General features: G+C 65.8%; 17 protein-coding genes. 12 read left to right on the top strand and 5 right to left on the bottom strand.

Going from position 1 to position 20129, the window contains the following annotated elements; translation table 11 throughout:
• Nucleotides 1-78 precede the first annotated feature (78 nt).
• Nucleotides 79-1383, bottom strand: coding sequence for a sn-glycerol-3-phosphate ABC transporter substrate-binding protein UgpB (ugpB, locus tag JQ617_RS37825; protein ID WP_212030802.1), 1305 nt, complete (start codon nucleotides 1381-1383; stop codon nucleotides 79-81).
• A 222-nt stretch (nucleotides 1384-1605) separates the two neighbouring features.
• On the opposite strand from ugpB, the gene JQ617_RS37820 reads away from it, so the two are divergent.
• The 10 genes from JQ617_RS37820 to JQ617_RS37775 all read left to right on the top strand — a co-directional run bounded on the left by JQ617_RS37820 (nucleotide 1606) and on the right by JQ617_RS37775 (nucleotide 13085).
• Entirely contained in the window at nucleotides 1606-2601 is a 996-nt protein-coding gene (locus tag JQ617_RS37820; RefSeq protein WP_212030789.1) for a TRAP transporter substrate-binding protein, read from the top strand.
• 54 nt (nucleotides 2602-2655) lie between these two features.
• On the top strand, nucleotides 2656-4686 hold the full coding sequence (locus JQ617_RS37815; RefSeq protein ID WP_212030801.1) for a sensor histidine kinase: 2031 nt from the start codon (nucleotides 2656-2658) through the stop codon (nucleotides 4684-4686).
• On the top strand, nucleotides 4656-6401 hold the full coding sequence (locus JQ617_RS37810; protein WP_212030788.1) for an ATP-binding response regulator: 1746 nt from the start codon (nucleotides 4656-4658) through the stop codon (nucleotides 6399-6401). The genes JQ617_RS37815 and JQ617_RS37810 overlap by 31 nt, the downstream gene beginning before the upstream one ends.
• Before the next feature lie 10 nt (nucleotides 6402-6411).
• On the top strand, nucleotides 6412-7149 hold the full coding sequence (locus tag JQ617_RS37805) for a response regulator (RefSeq protein ID WP_212030787.1): 738 nt from the start codon (nucleotides 6412-6414) through the stop codon (nucleotides 7147-7149).
• Between the two features lie 418 nt (nucleotides 7150-7567).
• Nucleotides 7568-8179 carry a sigma-70 family RNA polymerase sigma factor gene (locus JQ617_RS37800; protein ID WP_027574699.1) on the top strand — a complete coding sequence of 204 codons (612 nt, stop codon included), beginning with the start codon at nucleotides 7568-7570 and terminating at the stop codon, nucleotides 8177-8179.
• 455 nt (nucleotides 8180-8634) lie between these two features.
• Nucleotides 8635-9333: a cytochrome c biogenesis CcdA family protein gene (locus JQ617_RS37795; RefSeq protein WP_212030786.1), complete on the top strand. Its 699-nt coding sequence runs from the start codon at nucleotides 8635-8637 to the stop codon at nucleotides 9331-9333.
• A 31-nt stretch (nucleotides 9334-9364) separates the two neighbouring features.
• The gene (locus JQ617_RS37790; RefSeq protein WP_212030785.1) at nucleotides 9365-9952 is read left to right on the top strand and encodes a thioredoxin family protein; all 588 of its coding nucleotides are present in this window, start codon (nucleotides 9365-9367) and stop codon (nucleotides 9950-9952) included.
• Nucleotides 9953-10037: 85 nt separating this feature from the next.
• Nucleotides 10038-11012: a hypothetical protein gene (locus tag JQ617_RS37785; RefSeq protein WP_212030784.1), complete on the top strand. Its 975-nt coding sequence runs from the start codon at nucleotides 10038-10040 to the stop codon at nucleotides 11010-11012.
• A 351-nt stretch (nucleotides 11013-11363) separates the two neighbouring features.
• Nucleotides 11364-11957 (top strand): L,D-transpeptidase, encoded by a 594-nt coding sequence (locus tag JQ617_RS37780; RefSeq protein ID WP_212030783.1) that lies wholly within the window; start codon nucleotides 11364-11366, stop codon nucleotides 11955-11957.
• A 90-nt stretch (nucleotides 11958-12047) separates the two neighbouring features.
• Nucleotides 12048-13085, top strand: a complete 1038-nt coding sequence (locus JQ617_RS37775) for an amino acid ABC transporter substrate-binding protein (protein WP_212030782.1) — start codon at nucleotides 12048-12050, stop codon at nucleotides 13083-13085.
• 250 nt (nucleotides 13086-13335) lie between these two features.
• Here JQ617_RS37775 and JQ617_RS37770 read toward each other — a convergent pair whose 3' ends face one another.
• Both JQ617_RS37770 and JQ617_RS37765 read right to left on the bottom strand, forming a co-directional pair.
• On the bottom strand, nucleotides 13336-14475 hold the full coding sequence (locus JQ617_RS37770; protein WP_212030781.1) for an acyl-CoA dehydrogenase family protein: 1140 nt from the start codon (nucleotides 14473-14475) through the stop codon (nucleotides 13336-13338).
• A 127-nt stretch (nucleotides 14476-14602) separates the two neighbouring features.
• On the bottom strand, nucleotides 14603-15802 hold the full coding sequence (locus tag JQ617_RS37765; RefSeq protein ID WP_212030780.1) for an acyl-CoA dehydrogenase family protein: 1200 nt from the start codon (nucleotides 15800-15802) through the stop codon (nucleotides 14603-14605).
• 136 nt (nucleotides 15803-15938) lie between these two features.
• Here JQ617_RS37765 and JQ617_RS37760 point away from each other — a divergent pair, with 136 nt between their 5' ends.
• Together JQ617_RS37760 and JQ617_RS37755 are read left to right on the top strand one after the other, a co-directional pair.
• Nucleotides 15939-16484, top strand: a complete 546-nt coding sequence (locus JQ617_RS37760; protein WP_212030779.1) for a carboxymuconolactone decarboxylase family protein — start codon at nucleotides 15939-15941, stop codon at nucleotides 16482-16484.
• A 90-nt stretch (nucleotides 16485-16574) separates the two neighbouring features.
• Nucleotides 16575-17069 carry a VOC family protein gene (locus JQ617_RS37755; protein WP_212030778.1) on the top strand — a complete coding sequence of 165 codons (495 nt, stop codon included), beginning with the start codon at nucleotides 16575-16577 and terminating at the stop codon, nucleotides 17067-17069.
• 244 nt (nucleotides 17070-17313) lie between these two features.
• On the opposite strand, the gene JQ617_RS37750 is transcribed toward JQ617_RS37755, so the two are convergent.
• Both JQ617_RS37750 and JQ617_RS37745 read right to left on the bottom strand, forming a co-directional pair.
• On the bottom strand, nucleotides 17314-18552 hold the full coding sequence (locus JQ617_RS37750) for an MFS transporter (RefSeq protein WP_212030800.1): 1239 nt from the start codon (nucleotides 18550-18552) through the stop codon (nucleotides 17314-17316).
• Between the two features lie 184 nt (nucleotides 18553-18736).
• Nucleotides 18737-19984, bottom strand: coding sequence for an MFS transporter (locus tag JQ617_RS37745; RefSeq protein ID WP_212030777.1), 1248 nt, complete (start codon nucleotides 19982-19984; stop codon nucleotides 18737-18739).
• Nucleotides 19985-20129 lie beyond the last annotated feature (145 nt).

Below are 20129 nucleotides of genomic sequence, written 5' to 3'. Positions count from 1 at the left end.
TTGCGTGATGGAAGATGGGGCTGGCCGGCGGACGGAGACCGTGTCCGCGCAGGAGCGGTGCGGCGATGCGCGCTGCTTCTACCGGTCGGGGCTCGCGCGCTCGAACTGGCGCAGCAGCTTGTTGCCGCGCTCGACCGCGGAATCGAGCGCTGCCTGCGCGCTCTTCTGACCGGCAAAGGCCTGCTCGAGCTCGTCCTCGATGGCGCCGCGGATCAGCACGAAGGAGCCGAGCCGGATGCCCTTCGAATTCTCGGTCGGCGTATGCAGCGTGATCTCCTCGAACGAGATCGCCGAGCCCGGATTGCGCTCGTAGAAACCCTGCGCACGCGTCAGCTCGAAGGCGGCGCGGGTGATCGGCAGATAGCCGGTGTTCTGGTGCCAGGCGGCCTGCACGCCGGGCTGCGACAGATAAGCGAAGAAGCGCGCCACGCCCTTGTATTCCTCGCGCGGCCGGTCGCGCAGCACCCACAGCGTGGCGCCGCCGATGATCGAGTTCTGCGGCGCGCCCGCGACATCGGGCCAATACGGCATCATGCCGTAGCCGATCTCGAATTTCGAATTGGCCTTGATGTCGGCGCGCGTCGCCGAGGAGCCGATGAAGATGCCGCATTCGCCGTTCTGGAAGCGCGGCTCGGCCGACTGCCCGCGGCCGCTGTAGTCGAACAGTTTCGTCTTCTGCCACTCGGCAAGCTGGGCGACGTGCTTGACGACGACGGGGTTGTTGATGGTCAGCTCGGCGTCGAGGCCGGCAAAGCCGTTGGTGCGGGTGGCGAGCGGCAGGTTGTGGAAGGCGGAAAAATTCTCGACGTGAATCCAGGACGGCCAGGAGGTGGTGAAGCCGCAGGCCGCGCCGCGATCGCGCAGGCGCTTTGCAGCGGCGCCGAGCTCGGGCCAGGTCTTCGGCGGCGTCTCCGGATCGAGGCCGGCGTCGCGGAACATGGTCTTGTTGTAATAGAGGATCGGCGTCGACGAGTTGAACGGGAACGAGAGCAGATTGCCGGCCGCATCGGTGTAATAGCCGGACACCGCGGGAAGGTAGTCGTTCAGCGAGAACGGCTCGCCCTGGTCCCGCATCAGGCTGAACACCGGATAGATCGCGCCCTTGGCCGCGGTCATGGTGGCGGTGGCGACCTCGTTGACCTGGACGATCGCGGGCTGGCTGCGCGAGCGGAAGGCGAAGATCGCCGCCGTCACCGTCTCGGTGTAATTGCCCTTGTAGGCCGGCACGATGCGGTAATCGGACTGCGAGGCGTTGAAGTCGGTGGCGAGCTTTTCGAGCTGCTTGCCGAGCTCGCCCGACATGGCGTGCCACCACGCGATGTCGGTGGCGGCGCGCGCCGGGGCGGCCGATGCGAGCGCCGCGAGGGCGGCTACGAGCTGCAGGAGGCGCGATGCTGACGTCACGATGGCTCTTCCCGTTCGCACGACGAAAGACGGCTGCCCCTGCTTAAGGCGGGCCCCCGGCGGTTTCAACCGGCAATGCGCGCCGGCCGCGCCGCACAATCGCTCCGAAGGCCCGGCACGGGATGGCCTTCCCTTAACCATCTGCTAGATTGCATTGAACCTTTCGGTCCCGCCATAGACTCCATCTCTGAGGGGTTGAGTGTGCCAGTGTTGAACCGTGCCGAGCTCTCGCGGACCGGGGTGATCTTCGTCGCGCTTCTGCTCGCGATCTGCGCGACGAGCGCCGCCGCGCGCGAATTCCGTGCGGCCGACACCCAGACCGAGGACTATCCGACCGTCCAGGCGCTGCGCTACATGGGCGCGCTGATCGCCGAGCGCACCGGCGGCCGGCACGAGATCAAGGTGTTCCACTCCCGCCAGCTCGGCGAGGAAAAGGAGACCATCGAGCAGACCCGGGCCGGCGCGATCGACCTCAACCGGACCAATGTCGCCCTGATCGGCAACTTCGTTCCGGCGATGAACGTGCTCGCCATGCCGTTCCTGTTCCGGTCCATCGAGCACATGCAGAAGGTGCTGGACGGGCCGATCGGCAGCGAGATCCTGAACAGTTTCGAGCCCTATGGCTTCGTCGGGCTCTGCTTCTACGATTCCGGCGCCCGGTCGCTCTACAACGGCGTCCATCCGGTGACCACCATCGCGGACCTCAAGGGGTTGCGGATCCGGGTGCAGCAATCGGAGTTGATGAGCCAGATGGTACGCGCCCTCGGCGCCGAGCCGGTCGAGATGCCCTATGGGCAGGTGCTTACCGGGCTCGCCAACCATCTGATCGACGGCGCCGAAAACAACTGGCCATCTTTCGTGACGACTGACCATTACAGACATGCCGGCCATTACACGCTCACCGAGCACACGATGAGCCCCGAAGTGCTGGTGATCTCGCTCAAGGCCTGGCGCAGCCTCTCGGCGGAGGACCAGACCTTCTTCCGGGAGGCCGCCGCCCGCTCCAGCCGGTTCATGCGCGAGAAGTGGCGCGACCTCGAGGAGCAGTCGCAGCGCAAGGCGGAAGCGGCCGGCGTCAGCATCGTCAGGGATATCGACCGCAAGCCGTTCGAGGACGCGATGGCCCCGATCTACGCCAAGGCGGCGCAGGATCCCGCCGCGGCCGCGCTGATCGAACGTATCCGCAAGGTGGAGTGAGCCCCGTTGGCCACGCCGGGACATAGCGAGCACGCAGAGAGGGCGCCCGGCCCGATCGGGCGGCTGCGCGCGCGCCTCGTCGGCCTGCTGCGTGCGGTGCCGATCCGCTGGCGCATCCTGTCGATCGCGGCGCTGAACTCGGCCGTCGTGGTGGTGCTGGTCGCCCTGATCTGGAACGGCTCGGTGGTGCTGAGCTCGGCTTGGGACGACGTGCGCCAGGTGCGCGAATCCGACCGCATCCTGGCGCTGCTCGAGAGCGAGACCGGGCGCCTGCACAATCTGATCCACCGCTACATCAACCAGCCGAGCCCGGACCTGTTCGCCGAGATCCTGCTGCTGCGCGAGGCGGTGCTGGGCACGCTGACCAACCGCGCCGCCAAGGACCCGATGCTGTCAGGCTCGGTCGAGGAGCTGGAGCGCACCACCGACCGCTTCCTCAACGGTTTCGGCGAGCTGCGCAGCGTGCAGGCGACCATCGCCAAGACCTATGAGGACCAGGTGCAGGGACCGGCCAGGGACATGGCGGGCCTCTACTCCATCATCGAAGGCGCCACCGGCCATCGCGACGCGCTGATCTGGCCCTCGCTCGGCAAATCGCGCGAAGCTTTCACCGCGATGCTGGTCGCGGCCAATTCCTACTATCTGTCGCAGTCGGCGGGCGCCGCCGACGACGCACGCCGCAACACCGAGACGATCGAGAAGACCATTCCGGTGATGATCGATCTCGCCGACAACGACCTCCAGCGCATGGCGCTGCAACGGCTCGGCGCCCGCACCGCCGCGCTGCGCGAGGGCTTTGCAAAGCTCTCCGAGCAGCTGATGAGCCGCACGGAGCTGTTGCGCAACACCATCGACGCCAGCCAGGCCGAGGCGATCGGCGCCATCGACGATCTCTCCACCAAGATGCGCCAGCGCGAGCAGAAGGCGCAGGAGACGTTCGACCGCACGCTGGCCGACATTTCCCGCCGCGTGCTTTCCATCGCGGTGATCTTCCTCGGCATCATCCTCACCGCGGGCGTGCTGATCGCGCTGTCGATCCGCCTGCCGCTGCAGCAGATCATGACGGCGATGCGCGCGATCACGCTCGGCGATCTCGACCGCGAGGTGCAGGGCACCAAGGCCCGCGACGAGGTCGGCGCGATGGCGCGCGCAGTGGAGGTATTCCGCGAGAACGCGATCGCCAAGCGCGAGACCGAGGACGAGCTGCGCGCGTCCAAGGAGAAGGCCGAGAGCGCGCTGCTCGAGCTCAATACCGCACAGCAGAACCTGATCGATGCCGAGCGGCTCGCCGCGCTCGGCGGCCTCGTCGCCGGCGTCGCGCACGAGGTCAACAACCCCATCGGCATCAGCCTCACCGTTGCCTCGAGCTTCGCCCGGCGCACCGAGATCTTCGAGGCCCAGCTCAAGGGCGAGGGCGGCCTGCGCCGCTCGCAGCTCGAGGAGTTCGTGCAGTCCTCGCGGGACGCCTCGCAGCAGCTGGTCGCCAACCTGCAGCGCGCCGGCGAGCTGATCCAGTCGTTCAAGCAGGTCGCGGTCGACCGCTCCCATGCCGAGCGGCGGCAGTTCTCACTCAGCGAAGCCACCGACCAGATCATCGCCAGCCTGCGGCCCGTCTTGAAGCGCTCGCCGATCACGCTCGCGGTCGACGTGCCCGAGGGGCTGCTGCTGGACGGCTATCCCGGCTCCTACGGCCAGATCCTGACCAATCTGTTCCTCAACGCGGCCAACCACGCCTTCGCCGACGGGCGCGCCGGCACCATCACGATCTCGGCGCGGCCGCGCGGGGCCGAGGACATCGAGATCATCTTCACCGACGACGGGGCCGGCATGACCCCCGACGTGCAGCGCCAGGCCTTTGACCCATTCTTTACCACGCGGCGCAACGAAGGTGGCACGGGACTCGGGCTTCATATCGTCTATAACCTGGTCACCCAGCAGCTCGGCGGTCGCATGATGCTGGAATCCAAGCTGGGACAAGGCACCACTTTTCGCATTATCATGCCCCGGGTCGCCAAGGGCGGCGCGCAAAGCACAGAGACTGACGGGACTTCTCAATGGCCGAACAGGACGATGTCCTCCACCTGATCGACGATACCGGCACCGCGTCGGAGGACCAGAACGCACGGAAGTGGAAGATCGCCGTCATCGACGACGATCCGGCCGTGCATGACGGCACCCGATTCGCGCTGTCGGACTACAGCCTCAACGGCCAGAGCCTGGAAATCCTCTCCGCCTATTCCGCGGCGGAAGGCCGCAAGCTGATGGCCTCGCACAACGACATCGCCGCGGTGCTGCTCGACGTCATCATGGAGACGGACGTCGCCGGCCTCGAGCTGGTCGAGTTCATCCGCAACGAGATCAAGAACGAGACCGTGCGCATCATCCTGCGCACCGGCCAGCCCGGCCAGGCGCCGGAGCGGCGCGTGATCGTTCAGTACGACATCAACGACTACAAGGCCAAGACCGAGCTCACCGCCGACAAGCTGTTCACCTCGCTGACGGCGGCGCTGCGCTCCTACCAGCAGCTCGAGCGCATGGTGCAGACCCGGCGAGGCCTCGAGATCATCATCGATGCGGCCTCGACGCTGTACGACTTCAAGTCGATGCAGCGGCTCGCCGAGGGGGTGCTGACCCAGCTCGCCTCGCTGCTGAATGCCGATTGCGCCGGTATACTGGTCCTGCGCGACAATGGCGGCATCGACCCCGAGCTCTCGGTGCTCGCCGGCAGCGGCTGCTACAGCCGCTTCATCGGCACGACCTCCTCGAAGGCGCTCGACCCCGATCTGCGCGCGATGGTGGAAGCCGCCTTCCAGGGCCGCAAGAACGAATTCGCCGACCACCGCAGCGTGATCTATTTGCGCACCGGCTCCGGCCGCGAGGTCGTGGTGCTGCTGCAGGCCGAGCGCGAATTGTCCGAGACCGACCGCTCGCTGGTGGAGATCTTCTCCAGCCGGCTCTCGATCGCCTTCGACAACGTCATCCTCTATCAGCAGCTGCAGGACGCCAACACGCAGCTGGAGGACCGCGTCGCCCAGCGCACCCGCGCCTTGATGCAGGCCAACCGCCGCCTCTCGGCGCAATGGCTGCGGCTGCAGCGCGCCAACGGCTTCAAGAACGAGATCCTGGGCACCGTCGCCCACGATCTGAAGAACCCGCTCGGCGTCATCCTCGGCCGCACCGAGATGCTGAAGGAGCTGATCTCGACCGGCGCGTCGGAAGCCGGCGTGGTCGCCCAGGTCGATCACATCCGCGACGCCACCAAGCGCCTGACCACGATGGTCGACCATCTGATCTCGGACGCGATGGCCGATGCCTTCGACATCACCATCCGCCGCGAGCCGGTCGACGTCGCCGCGCTGGTGAAGGAGGTCGCCGAGGCCAACCAGCCGCTCGCCGTCAACAAGCAGCAGGCGATCAGCGTCGTCGCGCCGCCCAACATCGTCACCATGTGCGACACCGATCGCATCCGCGAGGCGATCGACAATCTCATCAGCAACGCCATCAAATACTCGCCGATCGGCGGCAAGATCGGGGTCGACGTCACCCATGAGGGCGGCGACACCATCGTGCGCGTCAGCGACGAGGGCGCAGGCCTGTCACCGGAGGATCTCGGCCGCCTTTTCGGCCGCTTTCAACGGCTGTCCGCCAAGCCGACCGCCGGTGAGAGCTCGACCGGACTTGGACTCTCCATCGTCAAGCGCATCATCGACATGCACGGCGGCGAGGTGACCGCCGACAGCAAGGGCCCCGGCAAGGGCTCGACCTTCACCATCACCCTTCCCGCGACCGAATTGCCGTGATCTAGAGACCATGACCCAAAGCCAGCACATCATGATTGTCGACGACGAGGCCCCGGCCCGGGAGATGGTCGGCGATTACCTCAAGATGCACGGCTTCACCGTGACGCTGTGCGACGGCGGCAAGAGCTTGCGCGCCGCGATCCAGGGCGGCATGCCCGACCTCGTCGTGCTCGACCTCAACATGCCCGAGGAAGACGGGCTCTCGATCATCCGCGATCTCAAGAGCCGCATCAACGTGCCCGTCATCATGCTGACGGCGACCGCGAGCCCGATCGACCGCGTCGTCGGCCTCGAGCTCGGCGCCGACGACTACGTCGCAAAGCCCTGCGAGCTGCGCGAGCTGATGGCGCGCATCCGCTCGGTGCTGCGGCGGAGCACGCCGGTGAAGGCCGCTGCAAGCGAGGCGGCGGCGGCGAAATCCGACAAGGAGCAATTGGTACGCTTCGGCACCAAATGGCTCGACCTCGAAGCGCAGGCGCTGCGCGACGACGAAGGCAACGAGCATCCGCTGACGGCGTCCGAGTTCGGGCTGTTGAAAGTGTTCGCGGCCAATCCGAAGCGCGTGCTCTCGCGCGAGCGCCTGCTCGAGCTCGCCAACGCGCGCGATGCCGAGGCCTTCGACCGCGCGGTCGACCTGCGCATCATGCGCATCCGCCGCAAGATCGAGCCCGATCCGGCAAAACCCGCCGTGATCCGCACCATCCGCGGCGGCGGCTATCTGTTCTCGCCGCAGGGCGAGAAGGGGTAAGGGGAGAATGCCCTTCGGGGTCGTCCCGGCGAAGGCCGGGACCCATACCGCGTGATCTCTCGATCATTGCAGGTGCCTATACCCGGTAAACCCCTTCACTCCTGGTCTTCGTCAAACCACTGCCTGTGGTTATGGGTCCCGGCCTACGCCGGGACGACGGCGATATGCGCCGCGCGACCGAACGCAAGACCCGGAAAATCGTTCCTCCCAGTCCAAATCCCCACCCCCGTATTTTCCGTACATTGAAATTCCACGACTTTTTGCCGCGAATGTTTCGTCGCGGCTAATGGGACGAAACAATTTGGCGGCGCACGAAACCATTTTCCGCTTTTCGTGCAGACGTCCCGAAACGTTGGCTCATTAACACTTTGGTCCAAGGAAACGCCGCTCGGTTGCGGCGCTACGGGGAGCCAAGTCCATGCGGAACGTCATCGCCATCAACGCCCAGGCCAGCCAGAGCATCATTGCCGCTCAGGCGACTTCGGACGACATGCTCCTTGAAAGCATCGCCGACGGCAACCGGACGGCCATGCACATCCTTTATTGCCGGCACAATGTGCGGGTGTACCGCTTCATCCTGCGCATCGTCCGCGACGCCACCACGGCGGAAGACCTGGTCAGCCAGGTGTTCCTCGACGTGTGGCGCACCGCCGGCCAGTTCCAGGGCCGCTCGCAGGTCTCGACCTGGCTGCTCTCGATCGCCCGCTTCAAGGCGCTGACCGCGATGCGCCAGCGCCGCTTCGAGGACATCGACCAGGAGGACGTGCGCCAGATTCCTGACGATTGCGATACGCCCGAGACCTCGCTCGACCGCAGCGACACCAGCGCCATCCTGCGCGCCTGCGTGCAGAAGCTGTCGCCCGCGCATCGCGAGATCATCAACCTCGTCTACTACCACGAGAAGTCGGTGGAGGAGGTCGGTCAGATCATCGGCATCCCCCAGAGCACGGTGAAGACCCGGATGTTCTACGCCCGCAAGCAATTGGCCGATTTGCTTAAGGGTGCCGGCGTCGACCGTTTCGCCGCTTAAAATTTAGATATTTCAATGGGATAGGACCTCCGATTGGGCCCTATCCCGGACACGGAAGCGTTACCGCCCACGAAACAATTGAAACAAACGACAACATCAGGCGGAAAAACTTCCCCCCTATAAACATCACATACGGTTTCGTTAAACCTCCCAAGACCTCCAGCGACCCGGACGATGCCCCCGTCCGGGTCGTTTTGTATTTGGAGCCAGGATGCCTCCCGCCTCTCCCGCTTGCGGGAGAGGCCGACGCGCTCGCAGAGCGCGGCGGGTGAGGGTTCTTTCCTCTGGGGGACGGTCCCGTTGCGGAGATACCCCCACCCCAACCCTCCCCCGCAAGCGGGCGAGGGGGCGCACCGTCGGCTTGGCAGGCCGCCCCCGTCACGAACGCGTGACGCTCCGTAACGACCGCCCCACCCGCTCCGAACTGCCCTCGTGACCTCCATCACGAGTGCCGCATGCTCGAACTTCTCTTCGCCGTCCTTGCCGGTGTCCTCACCATCGCCGCCCCCTGCACGTTGCCGATGCTGCCGATCCTGCTCGGCGCTTCGATCGGGCACTCTTCGCAGCTGCGCCCCGCGATGATCGCGCTCGGTTTCGTCGTCTCGTTCTCCGCCGTCGCGCTGCTGCTCGGCGCCCTGACGAAGGCATTCGATTTCGATCCGAACGTGCTGCGCGAAGCGGCATCTATCCTGCTGCTCGGCTTCGGCCTGTTGATGCTGTGGCCGGCGCCGTTCGAGTGGCTGTCGATCCGGCTCAATGGCTGGCTTGCTCTCGGCAATGCCGGCGCCACGCAGCGCGAGGGCGCGCTCGGCGGGCTCGTGCTCGGCAGCACGCTCGGCCTGGTCTGGACGCCCTGCGCGGGTCCCGTACTCGGCTCGATCCTGACGCTGGTTGCGACCTCGAAGAACCTGGCCTGGGCCGGCACGCTGCTGGTCGCCTACGCCATCGGCGCTGCGATCCCGATGCTGGGAATAGCCTATGGCGGACAGGCCGCGACCACGCGCGTGCGCAGCCTGTCGCGGATCTCGCCGCGCCTGCAGCAGGGCTTTGGAATCGTCGTGATCGCCTTCGCCGTTGCCGCCTATTTCCAATACGACACGCTGATCGTGGCGTGGCTCACCGGCTTCTATCCCACCGGCCAGATCGGCCTGTGATCATCGCATAGCCCAACCGGAGGAATCGTCCATGACCATCAAATTGCTCGCCGTCTCCGCTGCCCTGATCGGCATGGCCGTGACCGGCGCCGTCATCCCCGGCATCTGCGACGAGGCCGCGCGCGCAACACCTGTCGTCACCACTCCCGCGGCACCGATCAAGGTCGCCGCCGCGAGCCAGCAGACCGCGCCCGACTTCACCGGCATCACCACCTGGTTCAACTCGAAGCCGCTGAGCCTTGCCGATCTCCGCGGCAAGGTCGTGCTGGTTGATTTCTGGACCTATGGCTGCGTCAACTGCGTGAACACGCTGCCGCACGTCACCGACCTCTATGCGAAATACAAGGACAAGGGCCTCGTCGTGGTCGGCGTCCACACGCCGGAATTCCCGTTCGAGCGCTCGGCCTCCAATGTCCAGGCGGCACTGAAGCGCCACGGCATCACCTATCCGGTGGCGCAGGACAACGACTCCAAGACCTGGAACGCCTACAGCAACCAGTATTGGCCGGCGCAATACATCATCGACCAGAACGGCAAGATCGTGTTCCAGCACGCCGGCGAAGGCCGCTACGACGAGATCGACCGCACCGTGGGCAAGCTGCTGAACGCCAGCAGCTGATGCCGGACGGCCGTGTCGCGGCGTTGTTGCTTGACTCCACGGACCCGTCCGTGGAGGTTCGCGCCGACGGAATCAGCCGCCCGCAATGGACGACGCGACCATCAGCACCGACATCCGCCTTCGTGAAGGCTCCTCGATCGCGCAGCGGCTGGTCATGGCCGGCTTCGCGGCCGCCGTCGCGCTGTGCTTCACGCCGGGCCTGTTCACGCGCGATCCCCTGGAGATCATCATCTCCGTGGTCGCCCTGCTCGTGGGCGCGGGGTTCGTCGCCGGCATCATGCTGGCGCCGGCGGTGGTGTGGATCATCACCGCGAACGAGATCCTGATCGGGCGGCAAAGCCCGTTCGGCAAGCTCCGCACGCGGATCATCGGCAAAGACGACATCACGGCGCTGCAGGTTCCCGGCAGCAAGCGCGTGAAGGCCCGTTTTCAGCTCGTCTTCACGCTGACCTCGGGGGAACGCCTGACATCCCCGCCGATCTCCGACGTCACCCATGTTCGCGACACCGTGGCCCGGATCGCAGCGCAGTTCGAGGTGCCCAATGTCGAGGAGCCGGTCAATCCGCTCGATGCCAGCAATCCCGAGATGCATCTCGGCGAGCCGCTGGAGGCGTTTTCCACGCGCGACATCCGGATCGTCTCGCTGATCGCCGTCGCGCTGTCCGCCGTGCCCTACGCCTACAAGCTCTGGCGCGGATGGCCGCCCACGCATGTCGATATCCTGCTGCTGCCGCTGGGCGTGCTCGCCGCGTTTGCCGTGCACCGCTACGCGAACCTCGTGACCGGCGCCTTCTGGATCATCCGCGAGGGCGACATCCGCGTCGAACGCCTGTGGGGCGACGGCACGCCGCGCGCCGATCATATCGAGGGGCACGACGTGAAGAGCATCACCGTCGACCGCCGTGGCCGGTCCGAGGACGAGCACTGCATCGTCACGATCCGGCTGCGCTCCGGCCGGCGGTTTCGCAGCCCCCGCATCGGCTCGCGGGTCGAGGCCCGCGCGGTTGGGACCGAGATCGTGCGGCGGCTCGGGATCGCGGCGGAGAGCAACAAGATTTGAGCAATCGCCTTCTCGTCGTCATGGCCGGGCTTGTCCCGGCCATCCACGCCTTGACCCGCAGCACGAAGAACCTGGATGCCCGGGACATAGGCGAGCGGAAGCGACGCCGTCCTACGGACGGCTATGCCCGGGCATGACGGCAGCTATCCCTGAGAGGGAGCGCACTACCGCTACGGCAGCAATCTAGGCTTTTCGCGCCATCCCCTGTTTGTGGCATTGCCCGGTCCCGTCAAAAAACCATAGGCATTCTCGTGACATACCAGCCGGGCGCGCCATCAACTTGCCATGAACATGCCCCTGAGATTTGATGGTTCCGAATGATTTGCGCTGTGGCAGCGGGGAGAGCTTGAAATGACGGATTTTCGTCGCCTGACCGGGATCTTTGTGGCTGCGATCAGCCTCGCCCTGACCACCTCATACGCCTCGGCCCAGCAGCCCGACCGCGGCGACGAGCCCGGCCTGATCGCCGACGACGGCTACCAGCTCGAGCCGGAATGGCAGAAGCAGGTCGTCTACTTCCGCACCACGGAAGCGCCGGGCACGATCATCGTCTCGACCGCCGAACGGCATCTCTATCTGGTGCAGCCGGGCGGGCGTGCGATCCGCTACGGCATCGGCGTCGGCCGCGACGGTTTCCAGTGGCAGGGCCTGGTGCAGATCACCAACAAGAAGGAATGGCCGGACTGGACGCCGCCGCCGGAGATGATCCAGCGCCAGCCCTATCTGCCGCGCTTCATGGCCGGCGGCCCCGGCAATCCGCTCGGCGCCCGCGCCATGTATCTCGGCACCACCGTCTACCGCATCCACGGCACCAACCGGCCCGACACGATCGGGACCAAGGTGTCCTCGGGCTGCTTCCGTCTCGTCAACAACGACGTCGCCGATCTCTACGATCGCGTCCCTGTCGGGACCAAGGTGATCATCCGGCAGAAGCCCGAGCTCTGAAGGGCTCTGGTTCGGGCATGATCTTCCCGATCATGCCCGGCCCCTCCTCCCCTCATCCTTTTCCCGATTATTTCGAGAGAGAGAGACATCATGCGCACTTTTCGAGGCGGCCTGCTGATCGGGCTCGCGGTCGCCGTGCTGGTCGGCGTGCTGGCGGTGATCTACGAATTCTACGACACCCGCACCCTGAAGCGCACGGTTCGCCGCGGCGAAGTCCTGTGCGGCGTCAACAAGGGCCTGCCGGGCTTCTCGATCCCCGACGACAAGGGTAACTGGACCGGCTTCGACGTCGATTTCTGCCGCGCGGTGGCGGCGGCGATCTTCAACGATCCGGCCAAGGCGAAGTTCGTCCCGCTCGATGCCGGCGAACGCTTCAAGGAATTGCAGAGCCGCAAGGTGGACATCCTCTCGCGCAACTCGACCTGGAGCATGGCGCGCGAGCTCGACTACGACCTCTATTTCCCGGCGGTCGCCTATTACGACGGCGCGGGCTTCATGCTGCCGCGCTCGCGCAACAAGGAGACCTCGCTGGACCTCAGTGGCAGCAAGGTCTGCGTGCAGGCCGGCACCACGACGCTGCTCAACGTCGCCGACTACTTCAAAGCCAACAACATGAAGTATGAAGAGGTGAAGTTCGACAAGCTCGACGACGTGGTGAAGGCCTACGACAGCGGCAAGTGCGACACGCTCTCTGCCGACGTCTCGCAGCTCTATGCGCTCAGGCTGAACCTGTCGAAGCCCGGCGACCACATGATCCTGCCGGACATGATCTCCAAGGAGCCGCTCGCCCCCGTCGTGCGCCAGCGCGACGACGACTGGATGATGATCGTGAAGTGGACGCTCTACGCGATGATCAACGCCGAAGAGCTCGGGGTCACCTCGGAGAATATCGACGAGGCCCTGAAGTCGAAGAAGCCCGAAGTGATGCGCCTCGTCGGCACCGAGGGCAATTACGGCGAGCAGCTCGGCCTCACCAAGGACTGGGTCGTCCGCATCATCCGCCACGTCGGCAATTACGGCGAGATGTACGAGCGCAACATCGGCGAGAAGTCCAAGCTGAAGATCCCGCGCGGGATGAACCAGCTCTGGAACGCCGGCGGTGTGCAGTACGCGCCACCGATGCGGTAAGGCGGTCTAACCGCCGTCTTTGCGAGCTTGAGCCAAAGCTCGCGCCGCACCCTCCGTCGTCATGCCCGGGCTTGTCCCGGGCATCCACGTTTTTGAAGCACCCTGAGAACGTGGATGGCCGGGACAAGCCCGGCCATGACGAGAGATCTGGTTGTGTGGTCGTAGCCCGGATGGAGCGCAGCGCAATCCGGGGCCGTCTCACGGCGGGGACAGAACCCGGATTTCGCTCCGCTCCATCCGGGCTACAAGTTCAATACCCGCGCGCCCGCGCGAGCTGCTCGGTGTGGTAGTTCGCATCGCCGAACAATTCCTCGCACACGCGCGCGCGCTTCATGAAGAAGCCGATGTCGAACTGGTCGGTCATGCCCATGCCGCCATGCATCTGCACGCCTTCCTGCACCGCGCGGGTGGCGGTGGTGCCGGCGCGGGCCTTGGCCACGGCGACCGCCGACGCAGCCTTGGCAGCGTCGGTGTCCAGCGCCTGCAGCGCCTTCATGGTGGCGGCGCGGGTGATCTCGATGTCGACATAGAGCTCGGCGGCGCGGTGCTGCAGCGCCTGGAATTCGCCGATCAGCTTGCCGAACTGCTTTCTGTTCTTGAGATACTCGACGGTGCGATTGAAGACTTCGTCGCTCAGGCCGACCATTTCGGCGGCGACCGCAGCGCGGCCGATGTCGAGCACGCCGTCGAGCAGGGTCGCGCCCTGATCGACTTCGCCGAGCACGCTGTCGGCATTGACCTCGACATTGGCGAATTCGATCCGCGCCGCGTTATGCGCGTCCACCATGATGGTGCGCTCGACCGTGATGCCCTTGGCCTTGGGGTTCACAAGGAACAGCGTCAGGCCCTCGCGTTCGCCGGCGGGGCCGGATGTGCGCGCCGCGACGATGAGGAGGTCGGAGACATGGCCATCAACGACCAGGGCCTTGGCGCCAGAGAGTTTAAAACCGTTGCCGGCGCGCACGGCCTGCAGGTTGGTCTGCAGCGGGCGATGCTTTGCGCCCTCGTCGATCGCCAGCGTCGCCAGCAGCGAGCCGTTGGAAATCTTCGGCAAGAACTCCGACTTCTGCGCGGCATTGCCGCCGCGGTTCAGCGCGGAGGCCGCGACCACGCTGGTGGCGAGGAAGGGCGACGGCATCAGGCTGCGGCCGATCTCCTCCATCACGACACCAGCTTCCATGAATCCGAGGCCCGAGCCGCCGAACTCTTCCGGCACGAGCAGGCCGGCAAAGCCCATCTCGGCGAAGGAGTGCCAGAGCTCCTTGGAGAAGCCGGTGGGATCCTTGCTGTCGCGCAAATGGCGCAGATGCGACACCGGCGCCTTGTCGCTGATCAGCCCGCGCGCGCTGTCGCGGAGCATGGATTGTTCTTCGGTAAGGACGAGGGCCATGTGCAGTGTCTCTAATATCGCGTGACGCATATTGTTGGTGTCATTCCGGGGCGACGCGCAGCATCGAACCCGGAATCTCGAGGTTCCGGGCTCGCGTCTTCGACGCGCCCCGGAACGACGGAAGGTCCTACGCCCCCGGCAAATCCAGGATGCGCTTGGCGACGATGCCGAGCATGACCTCGGTGGTGCCGCCTTCGATCGAGTTGGCCTTGGTGCGCAGCCAGGCGCGCGGGCGGGCGCCCTGCTTCGAACGCTCGCTTTCCCATTCCAGCGCATCGACGCCGCCGGCCGACATCAGGATCTCGTAGCGGCGCTTGTTGAGCTCGGTGCCGTAATATTTCATCGCCGAGGAGAACGCCGGATGCGCCTGCCCGGCCTTGGCGAGATCGACCGCGCGCTCGGCGCAGGCCGCAAGCGCGGCCTCGTCCACGTCGAACGTCGCGATCCGGCCGCGCAGCATGGAATCGTCGAGCTTGCCTTGCGCATCGCTGCCGACGGAGTCGGCCGCGATCTGGCCGAGCGGACGGCCGACGCCGCGCTCGCCCATCCCCGAGATCATCGCACGCTCGTGCTGGAGCAGATATTTCGCGACGTCCCAGCCGCGGTTGACGGTGCCGACCACATGCGATTTCGGCACGCGGACGCCGTCGAAGAAGGTCTCGCAGAACGGCGAATAGCCGGAGATCAGCAGGATCGGTTTGGTCGTCACGCCCTTCGAGGTCATGTCGAACAGGATGAAGCTGATGCCGTCGTGCTTCTTGGCCGCGGGATCGGTGCGGACCAGGCAGAAGATCCAGTCGGCGTAATTGGCGTAGGAAGTCCAGATCTTCGAACCCGTGATGACGAAATCATCGCCGTCGCTCTCGGCGCGGGTCTGCAGCGAAGCGAGATCGGAGCCGGCGTTCGGCTCGGAATAGCCCTGGCACCAGCGGATCAAGCCCGCCGCGATCTTCGGCAGGTGCTCCTTCTTCTGCGCGTCGTTGCCGTATTTGAGCAAGGCCGGCCCGAGCATCCAGATGCCGAAGCTGGACAGCGGCGGGCGCGCGCCCATCTTGGCCATCTCGGCACGCAGCACCTTGTGCTCGGCGGCGCTGAGGCCGCCGCCGCCATATTCCTTCGGCCAGTCCGGCACGGTCCAACCCTTGTCGCGCATGCGCTCGAACCAGATACGCTGCGGCTCGGACGAGAATTTTGCGTTGCGCCCGCCCCAGAACACGTCGCCGTCCGACGTCGCGGGCTTGCGCATCTCCGGCGGACAATTGGCCTCCAGCCAGGCGCGCGTCTCGTTGCGGAATGTTTCGAGATCGGCGGTCTCAGTCTCGCTCATGGTCGTTTCCATCACTCAAAATCGACTTGTTGGCGGCGACTCTGGGCCAAGCACCTGCGGAATTCAACCACTTCCGTTGACACATTCCGCTATAGTCGTCGCGACGACGGTGCTTGAAAACAAAGAGGAAACGACAATGCGCCTGAAACTTCTTTCGCCTGGCGAAATGAACGAGAGCCAGCGGCAGACCTATGACGAGTCGATTGCCGGCAAGCGCGGCAAGCCGCCGGCCCCGATGATGGCCTGGCTCAACAGTCCCGACATGGCGCGCCACGCGACGCGGCTCGGCGAGGTTCTGCGCTACGACACCATCTTCCCGGCAAAACTCTCGGAGATCGCGATCCTGGTGACGGCGCGGCACTGGACCGCGCATTACGAATGGTATGCGCATAAGCGCCTGGCGCTCGCCGGCGGCATGAAGCCTGAGATCATCGACGCGATCCGCGACCGCCGCACGCCCGAGTTCGACGATCCCAAGGGCAAGATGATCTACGACGTCGCGAAGTCGCTGCATGAGGGCCACGGCGTCGAGAAAGGTCTCTATGACGCGGCGGTGAAGGAGCTTAGCGAGCGCGGCGTCGTCGAGGTGATCGGGCTGTGCGGCTACTACACCATGGTGTCGATGACGCTGAACACGTTCGAGTTCGAGCTGCCCGAGGGCGAGGTGAAGGAGCTGGCTTAGTTTCCCATTCGGAAACGATGGGTTTCAGGATCGGCCCGTAGCACTGTCCTGAGGCCGGCCTTATGTGCATGTTTTCAACGGAGCATTCACATGTCGCAGAACCAAGCCGTCCATGCCGGCACCAGGATCGGCCACGTCCATCTCAAGGTCGCCGATCTCGATCGTGCGCTCGGCTTCTATTGCGGCGTGCTCGGCTTCGAGCTGATGCAGCGCATGGGCTCGGGCGCGGCCTTCATTTCGGCCGGCGGCTATCACCACCACATCGGGCTCAACACCTGGGAGAGCAAGGGCGGCTCGCCGCCGCCGCCGGGGACCACCGGGCTCTATCACACCGCGATCCTCTATCCGACGCGCCCGGCGCTGGCGGATGCGCTGCACCGGGTGCTCACGGCCGGCATTGCGCTCGACGGCGCCAGCGACCACGGCGTCAGCGAGGCGCTGTACTTGCGCGATCCCGATGAGAACGGCGTGGAGCTGTATTGGGACAAGCCGCGGGAGCAATGGCCGTTCGGGCCGGACGGGAAGCTCGCGATGGTGACGAAGCGGCTGGATGTCGAGGCGTTGCTGAAGCAGCGGGAGGGGTGATGCCGTAGGGTGGGTTAGGCGAAGCCGTAACCCACCATGCCTCGGCGCATGCGGGACAAAGTTGGTGGATTACGCCTTCGGCTCATCCACCCTACGAGACTGCGCTCGCAATGACGGAGCCTGTTGAGACGGCATCTCAAGCGCCGAGCACGATGCCGTAGGGTGGGCAAAGCGAAGCGTGCCCACGGATTCTTGCTGACTCATCGCGAATACGTGGGCACGGCGCTGTGCGCCTTTGCCCACCCTACGAGAGCTGCGCCCGTGGCTTCCCCCGCACCATGATCAGCGCCGCGGCCGCCACCTCCAGCGCGATGCAGAGATAGAACGGCAGCGAATATCCGCCGGACCAGTCGCGCAAGGCGCCGACGACACCCGGGCCGAACGCGTAGGTCACCTGGTTGATCGCGGTGTTGAGGCTGATCAGCACGCCGAACGCGGCGCTGTCGAACTCCTGCTGCACGATCAGCGACGGCAGCGTGATGAGGTTGCCGACCGAGAAGCCGAACACCGCGCAGGCCGCGATCAGCACATAGTCGTTGTGCAGGTTGATGACGACGAGCAGCGCCGCGGCCTGGCTCAGGAACGACAGCGCCGATGCGAGGCGCTGGTTGAGGCGGTCGATCACCATCGAGAACAGCACGCGGCCGACCACCGCCATCGCCGTCAGCACCGCGACCGCCACGGCCGCACGCTCGCGCCCGATCACGGGATCGAGGAACGAGATCAGGTGCACGATGAAACCGACTTGCGCAAACAGCACCAAAGCAAATGCAATCGTCACCGTGAGGAAGCCGACATCGCGCAGCGCCCAGGCGCGTATCTGCGTGGACGATTGCGGCGCCGCCTTCGCCGACGCCTTCCAGCCGTGAAGATCGGGCGGGCGGCCGACCAGAAGCAGGATCACCGGCACGAGCAGCACCAGCATGGCGCCGGCGGCGGCATACATCGCGCTGGCGAAGCCGACACGGCCAATCAGGGTCACCAGCAGCGGCACGCCGACGATGCCGCCGAAGCTGGCGCCGTTGAGCGCGAGGCTGATCGCCATGCCGCGCTTGTGGTCGAACCACAGGCTGATCGTGTTGGTGATCATGGCGAGGCTGGTGCCGGCCCAGCCGAAGGCGAGCACGGCGTCGGCGAGATAGAGCTGCCACGGCTCGCGCACCGCGCCGATCGCGACGCTAGCCGCCGCCATCGCCAGCGTGCCCGCGATCAGGCAGATGCGCGGGCCGTATTTTCGCACGGCTTCGCCGACGAACACGACCAGCAGCGCGCCGAACAGATAGAAGAACGTGGTGCCCGAGGAGACCAGCGAGGCCGGCCACCCCCGCGCGCGCTGCAGCTCGGCGACATAGACGCTCTGGCCGTAGAAGCCGAGCCCCCAGCCGAAGGTCGCGAGCAGGAAGCAGACCGCGACGATGCGCCAGCCTTCGTAACGGAGGGAGGATTCGTCGATGGGCGCGGTGGGGCGGGGATTGTCGAGCATGCTCGTGTACTCCGTCATGCCCGGGCTTGTCCCGGGCATCCACGTTCTTCGATCCGAAGCGTCCAAGACGTGGATGGCCGGGACAAGCCCGGCCATGACGCATCTAATAAATACTCTCCGAAAATCACTTCGACCTGGATCGAAGTATCATCGTTGCTGACAGCCTCCTGCCAACTCGGACAACTCAAATCGCATCCGGGAACTCGCCCATGGCCGCCTCGAGCCGCGCCTTGCGGCGGCGGGCCCAGGACGCCAGCGAGAGCACGGCAAGGCCGAGCACGACGGGCGGGAACACCACCATGTTCACCGCCGACCAGCCGTAATTGGCGAGCAATTGGCCCGAGGAGAACGAGCCGATCGCCATCATGCCGAACACGAGGAAATCGTTGAAGGCCTGCACCTTGTTGCGCTCCTGCGGACGGTGCGTCTCCAGCACCAAAGCGGAAGCGCCGATGAAGGAGAAATTCCAGCCCACACCGAGCACGATCAGCGTCGCCCAGAAATGCATGGCGGTGATCCCGGACAGGCCGATACCGGCGGCGCCCGCCTCCAGCAGCAGACCGGCCGCAACGACCTTCGGCGCGCCGAAGCGCGCGATCAGCGCGCCGGTGAAGAAGCTCGGCCCATACATGGCGACGATGTGCCATTGAATGCCGAAATTGGAATCGGACAACGACAGGCCGCACATCTTCATGGCGAGCGGGGCCGAGGTCATCACCAGGTTCATCATGGGATAGGAGATGACGCCACACAGCGCCGCCGCGATGAAGCGCGGCTGGGTCACGATCGTCAGCAGCGGCCGGCCGCCATGCATGTCGGCCGGAGCGGGCCTCGGCATGTCGACGCCGGCGACGATGCCCATCGCGACCAGCGCGACGGCCGCCTGCACCAGGAAGCTGAAGGCGAACAGATAAGGCTGCCAGACGTCCATGGTCCATTGCACGAGCTGCGGACCGAGCACACCGGCGAACACGCCGCCTGCCATCACCCAGGAGACTGCCTTCGGCCGGTACGCGGCGCTGGCGCCGTCGGCCGCGGCGAAGCGATAGGACTGCGCCACCGCGCCGTAGAGGCCGCCGAGGAAGGTCGCCAGACAGAACAGCGCGAACGAGCCGTGCAGGATCGCAAAGCAGCCGCACAGGCCGGTGAGCGCGCCGAGGCCGGTGCCGACGATGAACGCCGCACGGCGGCCGAAGCGGCGCGAGATCGCGCCGGTCGGCAACGTGCCGGCGGCAAGGCCCACCACATACATCGAGATCGGCACGGTCGCGAACGACATCTCCGGCGCGAGCGTGGCGCCGACGATCGCGCCGGTGGCGAAGATCACCGCCGAGTTGGCGCCGGTCAGCGCCTGCGCGGCGGCAAGGCGCACCACATTGGCACGCACGCGGGCGTCGGAGGCGATCTCGTTGGCTGCAGTCGCGTCAAGCATCGGCATTTCCGCCCGGAGGGCCTTGTTGATTCGCGGCACTATGGAGGGGCGCGCCAGGGCGGGCAACCGGCGCAAACGGGCGCGGGCCATGCCCCTGACGCAATCGATGAGATGATAGCGGAGCGTGCCCTTGACGGCTTGCGCC

It is taken from the genome of Bradyrhizobium sp. KB893862 SZCCT0404 (assembly GCF_018130885.1).
Taxonomy (GTDB): Bacteria; Pseudomonadota; Alphaproteobacteria; order Rhizobiales; family Xanthobacteraceae; genus Bradyrhizobium; species Bradyrhizobium stylosanthis.
Note: the sequence above shows the minus strand (reverse complement) of the source record. Positions and strands in the feature narration are given on the sequence as shown.

Coding starts and splice junctions, on each gene's coding strand:
- JQ617_RS37775 (WP_212030782.1), top strand. CDS start 12,048: ATGCGCACTTTTCGAGGCGGCCTGCTGATCGGGCTCGCGGTCGCCGTG.
- JQ617_RS37750 (WP_212030800.1), bottom strand. CDS start 18,552: ATGCTCGACAATCCCCGCCCCACCGCGCCCATCGACGAATCCTCCCTC.
- JQ617_RS37765 (WP_212030780.1), bottom strand. CDS start 15,802: ATGAGCGAGACTGAGACCGCCGATCTCGAAACATTCCGCAACGAGACG.
- JQ617_RS37760 (WP_212030779.1), top strand. CDS start 15,939: ATGCGCCTGAAACTTCTTTCGCCTGGCGAAATGAACGAGAGCCAGCGG.
- JQ617_RS37790 (WP_212030785.1), top strand. CDS start 9,365: ATGACCATCAAATTGCTCGCCGTCTCCGCTGCCCTGATCGGCATGGCC.
- JQ617_RS37755 (WP_212030778.1), top strand. CDS start 16,575: ATGTCGCAGAACCAAGCCGTCCATGCCGGCACCAGGATCGGCCACGTC.
- JQ617_RS37805 (WP_212030787.1), top strand. CDS start 6,412: ATGACCCAAAGCCAGCACATCATGATTGTCGACGACGAGGCCCCGGCC.
- JQ617_RS37795 (WP_212030786.1), top strand. CDS start 8,635: ATGCTCGAACTTCTCTTCGCCGTCCTTGCCGGTGTCCTCACCATCGCC.
- JQ617_RS37745 (WP_212030777.1), bottom strand. CDS start 19,984: ATGCTTGACGCGACTGCAGCCAACGAGATCGCCTCCGACGCCCGCGTG.
- JQ617_RS37780 (WP_212030783.1), top strand. CDS start 11,364: ATGACGGATTTTCGTCGCCTGACCGGGATCTTTGTGGCTGCGATCAGC.
- JQ617_RS37810 (WP_212030788.1), top strand. CDS start 4,656: ATGGCCGAACAGGACGATGTCCTCCACCTGATCGACGATACCGGCACC.
- JQ617_RS37800 (WP_027574699.1), top strand. CDS start 7,568: ATGCGGAACGTCATCGCCATCAACGCCCAGGCCAGCCAGAGCATCATT.
- JQ617_RS37770 (WP_212030781.1), bottom strand. CDS start 14,475: ATGGCCCTCGTCCTTACCGAAGAACAATCCATGCTCCGCGACAGCGCG.
- JQ617_RS37785 (WP_212030784.1), top strand. CDS start 10,038: ATGGACGACGCGACCATCAGCACCGACATCCGCCTTCGTGAAGGCTCC.